Raw genomic sequence first — 6,511 nt, 5'->3', positions numbered from 1 at the left:
CGCGGGGTGGAGCAGCCCGGTAGCTCGTCAGGCTCATAACCTGAAGGCCGCAGGTTCAAATCCTGCCCCCGCAACCAATATTCAAAGACTAATACTCCCATAAAGATTACATGGCCTCTTAACATGACAAGACGCCCATGATATCCCGTGAAAATATAAAAATGCACGTCATGAAAAATGTTATAGAATAAATCTTTATTCAAACTTCTCCCTATACTAGGAAAAGTCAGTAATTTACCTACATAAGTTCCCCTTTCTGCTACACTTTTCTCATAGAAGCTCTATCAAAACAGTAAAAAAACTAGTTGCCCGTAAACGCACAAAGACCTAGGAGCAGCTTTAGGGCTGGATCGGATCTCTGATCCGACCCGTAAAAGAATGCAATAGGACTAATAAGAGGCATGCCACTAATGAAGCAGTGGTAGGCAGAGGCAGGTAGAGAATGCTTTCTTCTTTCTAAAACGATAAATCTAAAAGCTCTTCTTAGTACTGCAAAACAAAAAATATCATCAATCTCTAAAAATAAAAGCAGGAAAAAGCAGGTGTAGCGTCTAAACGCATCGGAATGCAATGCTAATCACTCGAAACTCTTCTCGCGTACAAAACCCAAATAAAAACTCAAGAGGCGTGCTACTAATCATCATGCACCTTCGGAAGCAAGGGGGGAGGTAAAAGCCATTAAGGTACGTAAGTCCACACACTTAAAGGGCGCTCAAGGATTAAATCTAAACTCAGATTTTCTTGGCTCTTATGTCATCTCTTCTTTTGTCTTATGTGTAGCCTGTATAGCCAAATCCTCAAAACAATCCGCTAACTTTTTGTAACTGTAAAATTTTTTCATATAATGATGGATTTAATCCGCTTGGGTCTGGGTCATAATATTCTTTTTCTAAAAAATCCCCAAGCAAGTTACCAAGGACTTCAAGCGGTTCTTCGCATTCCACATTGATTGCACGTAGCCATGCTTTAACTTTTTCGGATTTTGTACCTTCTGGAATCTCAGAAGGAGCAAATGATGCAATAAACAAGTTATTTAACTCCTTACACGTATAATGGTACGCAAACATTGGAGGAAGTAGTCCAATGATTACAGGAGGGATTTTGTTTTTCTGAGATATTTTTTGCGGAGACGATAATTGCATTTTATGGCTTTATAATATCAAAAAGTGGTGTGGAGTGGTTTTTAGAGTATGATTTTATTGCCTGACCTTGTATAGAAGGTCGCGCAACAATTTTGTGGCTTATATAAGATTTGTGAAAGATAAATGCCATATTGTGTTTTATTTTTTCTCCTTTCATTGTTATAACAGTGAAGGGGGGAATAATGTGTGATAATTCGAAAAATATAGAATGAGAACAGAAGTATAATTTTGTATTATCGTAACTGCAATAGCATTCTTTATTGGCAGATTGTTTATTGGAGAGAAGGAAGTAGGCAATGCGCATAATCCCTGAACGGAAGGTTTTGTGACAAGAATTTCAATAATGGCATGTTACTAAATGTTGTGTGTGTTCTTTGCTTGTCAGAAAAAGTAGATGGCGCTCTTTATTTGCATAACCGGTATCGAGTAATGAGTAATGCGGGAGGCTAGTTTAAAATCTCGTTTATTCCGTTAAAGCTTACTGTTTTCTATAAAAAGACTGTTTTCATGATATCCGCTGTTAATCTCGCGTATTTGGTAGAGATGAAAATATAAACGTTTATCGTGTCTGTAAGGGAGCTTGAAGCAATGAAGTTATGTGTAAAAGAGTTCTGAAAAGCTTCTTTTGTCCGTAAAACTTATAAGGAAAATTTAAAGGCAGGAAAATGTTAGAGAAATCTAAGAGTACGCTGTGAAAATCAAGAAACAGTCTTTTTAGAGATGGTTTGCGGTCTGTCATCGTGCTTCATGATTTTCAATGTTTTTAAAATTTCTTTCTCAATGAGAGAGGGCTTTTTTATTAAAGCGGGGGAGATTTGTTATGACAGTTAACAATGAAATGGAGAGAAGATGCTGCTTTACCAGCTGTTTTTGTCGCTTCAGTTTCATTTGAACCTATTGTGATTATGAAAGCATAGTGATTCAATGACTTTGAAAAGGGGGGAATAACATTATCAAGTTTGCAATACAGTGCGATTTTTTGCATCGCGATGCGTGGCAGAAGATGGTCAGCATTTGGGGGCATTGTGGGTTCTATATTCTATGCTGGTTCTGTAGGGCGTCTGTTAGCGCATTTATGGAACTATTCCGCATTGAAACGCGTGCTTAATTTCGTGGATCTTTGCAAAGGTCTGATCAGAAAATCCCATATTTCAAGAGGTTTTTAGAGGGATTTAAAAGCACAGAGGTATCATAAAATTACAAACACCGTACGTTACTGGAGGTGATCAATTTTAGAGCTTAAGGAGCTTATCGGTTTAGTGTTCTTTCATAAAAATGATGAAGGCTGTGTTCAATGTCTCAGTGTGTTGGTTTCTCGAAAAGTGGTAAATGCTGTATGATTTTATATGCCATTGCCAATGTTATGGATAGGGTGTTCAAATAAAGCATATCATAAATCAAAATTCTTCTCTTTACGCGATAAGAGGAGGGCTAGGTAAAACAGTAAAAATGCAGCGATAGAGAATATGAAGAATACGATATATGTTTGGTTTAAGGACAGGGATTCTTCTGTCAGCGAATGGATCAAAAAGCCAGCGAATATACCCCCTAAGGCACCACCTATTTGCTGTAATATGCGTGTGATAACGGCTGTATCTTTGACGTATAAACTGTTGACATATTGGATGGGGGCGGAAAGGCAGACAATGGTGGCGATGCCAAGTCCTATGCCTCTTAGCAAGAATCCCAGTCCATCCATGCTTATATTATAGCCGAAGCATAATAACCCAAAGCTTGATATCACTAAACCAATTCCTATCATGAAAAAGGGAGATTTTTCTTTCCATTTTTGGTAAATAAATTTCCTGCCAATCCACGCACCTACTCCTTGCAGAGCAAGGAGGGCACCGATGATGAGAAGGCTCTTTTCATAGTTTCCTCCCATGGCAACGGCTAGTGGGAAATAAACGAGGAAGCTATAAAAAAGAAATGAAGCAACGAGCCCCATGATCATGAGCAATGTATAGCGCGCATTTTGAAATCCGCTAAAGACGATTAATTTGTTTTTTGCTTTCTGATTAGAAACAATGAATAATATGAGAGATATCACGGCTATAAGCGCTAGGATAAAGAGGGCGTTGTGGTTATTGATATTTCTGGCTTCTGTGAGGTAAAAAAACGAAAGAAGGGAGATGGAAAACGCTAAAAAAGCAAATAAGTTAAATTTTGTTTTTGTTGTTTCGTTGCTCTTTAAATGTTTTGCTCCAAGGGTGAGTGCCAATAAAATAAGCGGAATATTGATAAAAAATAACAAACGCCAAGACACATACTGAGCAAGCGAGGCGCCTACCAGCGGACCAAAGGCAGGAGCGAAAACTGTTGGTACGGCTATGGTGCCCATGGCTTGGCGCACGCGTGTCTGTCCAAATTGTAAGGCAATGATGGTTTGGCTAAGGGGCAGCAAAAGACCGGTCCCAAAACCTTGAACGATACGGGCAGATATAATAGTTGGAAAATTATAGCTTAATCCTACCCCCAGTGATCCAAGCATAAAAATGAAGCTTGCAAGAAGCCAAGTGCTTTTGATACCTATTCTTCCTTGCACAAAAGCGGCCATTAGCAGCCCTGGAACGGTGGCGAGAAAATAGGATGTTACAACCCATTGTATATTATTTTCTCCGACTGAAAAATAATGCGCAAGGTTAGGAAGGATGACATTGACAATGCTCCCGTCCAGCAGAGGAAGTATGCTGGAAATAATGACGGTATATATGACATACCTTTCTGTTTTTGTATAGGAATCTACCTTTTGCATTATTATGCCCCCTGTTGATATTCTTTAAAATATTGTCCCCGCCCCATTCCCAGACTTTTAAAAATTAACATGTGTTTGTGATGGCTGTGGTTTTGATATTGGGATAAATGTGATTGGGAGCGCTGATGGTCCCCTTGTATATAATCCCTCTTCCTCCAAAATGAAGCCATCAGTTAAGCTGATGTCAATGAGTTTATCGAGGAGTCTATTTGCCGTCAACTCAATCTGCATGAGAGCAAAAGCAGAACCTACACAAACGTGCACGCCTGCTCCAAAGGCTAAATGGTTTGCGGTCCTTATGAGACCCGCCCCAGTTTTACTGCCCCGTTTACGTTCTGGTATAAAATGATTGGGGTTCACAAAAATATCAGGATCACGGTTAGCTGCTCCAATCATACAAAAAACAAGAGAGTCGGCTGGTAATGTGACTCCTGCGAACTCTATCGCTTGATTGGTTTGGCGTGGTATAAGCTGAACGGGAGAAGTCAAGCGCAGTGTTTCTGTAATTGCATCGCCAAGAAGTCTCCTGTCATTTTGGATTTTTTCTAATTCATTTGGGTGTGTGAGTAAATGATAAAAAAGATAAGCTAATGTTTTATCAGCAGGCTCTATGGCGGCCAATAACATGTTAAGGACGAGAGCAACTATTTCAGAAGTTGTCATGCTATTAGCATCATTTGTTTTCTGGCATAAAACAGAGATTAAATCTTCTGATGAATTTTTGTCCCATTCTTCTATAAGTTGTGTTAAATAAGAGATGATATCTTTGCTGCACGATAAGCTGAATTCTTTTTCCTCATCTGATTGGTTTAGGCTGGTGACAAAAGATGCAACTCCCTTATGCCACATGGATATATCCTTGTAGCGATCTATTGGTAGGCCTAAGACCATTAATGTAACAAGCACACTATAGTCTTTACCGAATTCATTTATAATATCTATTTTCCCTTTTGCAAGATGCGGCACGAGAAGCTGGTCTATTATTTCTTCAATAATTTTAGTATAGTGCGTGCGGAACATTTTTCCAGTAAGTTTTGAAAGTATGGCGTGCCGCTTGCTATGGTGCTCATGCCCTTCCATTTGTGCCAATACGCGATCGCCCATTACCGGCTCTGCTCGAACGGCTAAGGGCGCTGTTGTAAAGCGGGTATCCTTCAAAATTGCGCTGACATTTTCATAGTGGCCAAAAAAATAAGCTTTAAGATTTTCATCCCAAAGAACAGAGTTAGAAGAATGTACAGTTTGGTATATATTGTATGGATTTTTTTGGAAATTTTTGTCCATAACGTTGAATTTAATAACGTTGCGCATCATTCATTTTCCCCTGAATCTTCAATCATAAACTGGTTCTTCTCATAAGTTTGCGTACATATCGAAACAATTCCGTGACCTTGTTGTTTATCAACACAGAGAGGTTGTTCACCATTGAGCAACAATTCTCCAACCGGCCATTCACGATGGTAAGCTAAAACTGAGTTTTCTCTATTAAGTAAAGATGGGCTATTTACGTAGAAAGGGATTTCATCAAAAATATATTCAAGAGAAATATTTGTTGTTTCTAAATTCTTTGTTTCTTCAATTGATAATCCCACGCTTTTTGCCCGACGTTCAACTGCTTGTATTGAGAGAAGTCAAGAATGCGAAATGATTTTTCTAAATTATAAGAATCATGAATATTATATAATATGCGTCTTATGCGATTGAGCTCTTTTTTTGTTTTCCTCTCTGCTTTAGCCTTAGTTGATCCAGAAGCTAATATAAGAAGCATGGCTGATTCTATATCTGGGAGCAATACGTCAATATCTTTGAATTTCTTTGCAGCCCAACATATGAGCTCAGTGATATATTTTTCTGAAAACCTTGTGTTGAACGGACTTATACCGATCATAAGATGTTGCTTCATCGCAATTAAACGAGAGCAGTTTTCCGATTGTCCCCTTATAGAAAACGAAAGACGGTTCATTACGTCTATTTCTTTTTGTAAACTCACACTCAATCCTCCCCCCCGCATTCTATTATGGTGATTGTGGGAATATAATTTATTTAAAGAACTGATAACCAATTATCGAATAGTGTCCCATTATGTAACAAATAAAAAGTGTCTTGTAAAGGCAATTACGGATAATTAATCTGTTAAGTTAACGTAAGATACACACGGGTATTTGTACCACTTTAGTCATGAACATGGGAGAGACTCCAAATCCCGATGTATAGGGTTTGACGTTTACCCAGTGCTGGAATGTTAAGAGGAGATGTGCAAGCATTGAATTGAAACCCCAGTAAACGGCGGCTGTAACTATAACGGTTTTAAGGAAGCAAGACTACTTGTCGGGAAAATTCCGATCTGTACGAATGGTGTAACGAGCTTCTCCGTTGTCTCCAACGTAGACTCAGTGAAATTGAACGCACTGTGAAGATGGAAAGTTTTGGCCGGTTAGATAGAAAGATGACATAGTCCGCTAACTATCATTAAGTCCCTTTTTTTGCACGACACTGTTCAAGATAAAACCTAAGATGCCAATGATAAACAGTGTGCTTTGGGTGTGATGCACTTTTACAAAACCAGCTCCTAGAAAGCCAAGGCACACCGCTGTTTGTATGATGAAGATATAGG

5 protein-coding genes, 1 tRNA gene, 1 pseudogene and 1 other annotated feature are annotated in these 6,511 nt (G+C 38.8%); of the genes and pseudogenes, 1 reads left to right on the top strand and 6 read right to left on the bottom strand.

Annotation, left to right across the window (positions count from 1 at the left end; genetic code table 11):
• Positions 1-77: transfer RNA gene (locus tag ACFIO5_RS08995), tRNA-Met, on the top strand.
• A 720-nt stretch (positions 78-797) separates the two neighbouring features.
• Here the strand turns inward: ACFIO5_RS08995 and ACFIO5_RS08990 are convergent.
• The 6 genes and pseudogenes from ACFIO5_RS08990 to ACFIO5_RS08970 all read right to left on the bottom strand — a co-directional run.
• Complete coding sequence (locus tag ACFIO5_RS08990) at positions 798-1,028, bottom strand: hypothetical protein (protein WP_375643662.1); 231 nt, start codon at positions 1,026-1,028, stop codon at positions 798-800.
• Positions 1,029-2,532: 1,504 nt separating this feature from the next.
• The gene (locus ACFIO5_RS08985) at positions 2,533-3,897 is read right to left on the bottom strand and encodes an MFS transporter (protein ID WP_375705260.1); all 1,365 of its coding nucleotides are present in this window, start codon (positions 3,895-3,897) and stop codon (positions 2,533-2,535) included.
• Between the two features lie 57 nt (positions 3,898-3,954).
• Positions 3,955-5,211 carry a cytochrome P450, cyclodipeptide synthase-associated gene (locus ACFIO5_RS08980; RefSeq protein WP_375705259.1) on the bottom strand — a complete coding sequence of 419 codons (1,257 nt, stop codon included), beginning with the start codon at positions 5,209-5,211 and terminating at the stop codon, positions 3,955-3,957.
• On the bottom strand, positions 5,208-5,489 hold the full coding sequence (locus ACFIO5_RS13610) for a tRNA-dependent cyclodipeptide synthase (RefSeq protein ID WP_522729875.1): 282 nt from the start codon (positions 5,487-5,489) through the stop codon (positions 5,208-5,210). Before ACFIO5_RS13610 ends, ACFIO5_RS08980 begins: the two co-directional genes overlap by 4 nt.
• Positions 5,456-5,887 carry a tRNA-dependent cyclodipeptide synthase gene (locus ACFIO5_RS13605; protein ID WP_522729874.1) on the bottom strand — a complete coding sequence of 144 codons (432 nt, stop codon included), beginning with the start codon at positions 5,885-5,887 and terminating at the stop codon, positions 5,456-5,458. Before ACFIO5_RS13605 ends, ACFIO5_RS13610 begins: the two co-directional genes overlap by 34 nt.
• A gap of 86 nt (positions 5,888-5,973) precedes the next feature.
• Positions 5,974-6,262: a sequence feature (23S ribosomal RNA rRNA prediction is too short), on the top strand.
• Positions 6,263-6,356: 94 nt separating this feature from the next.
• Positions 6,357-6,511: pseudogene (locus ACFIO5_RS08970) on the bottom strand (MFS transporter); the annotation flags it as partial.

The sequence above is a fragment of the Bartonella sp. AA86SXKL genome (genome assembly GCF_042196885.1).
The sequence above is the reverse complement of the archived record's forward strand: the minus strand, read 5'-3'. Positions and strand labels throughout refer to the sequence as shown.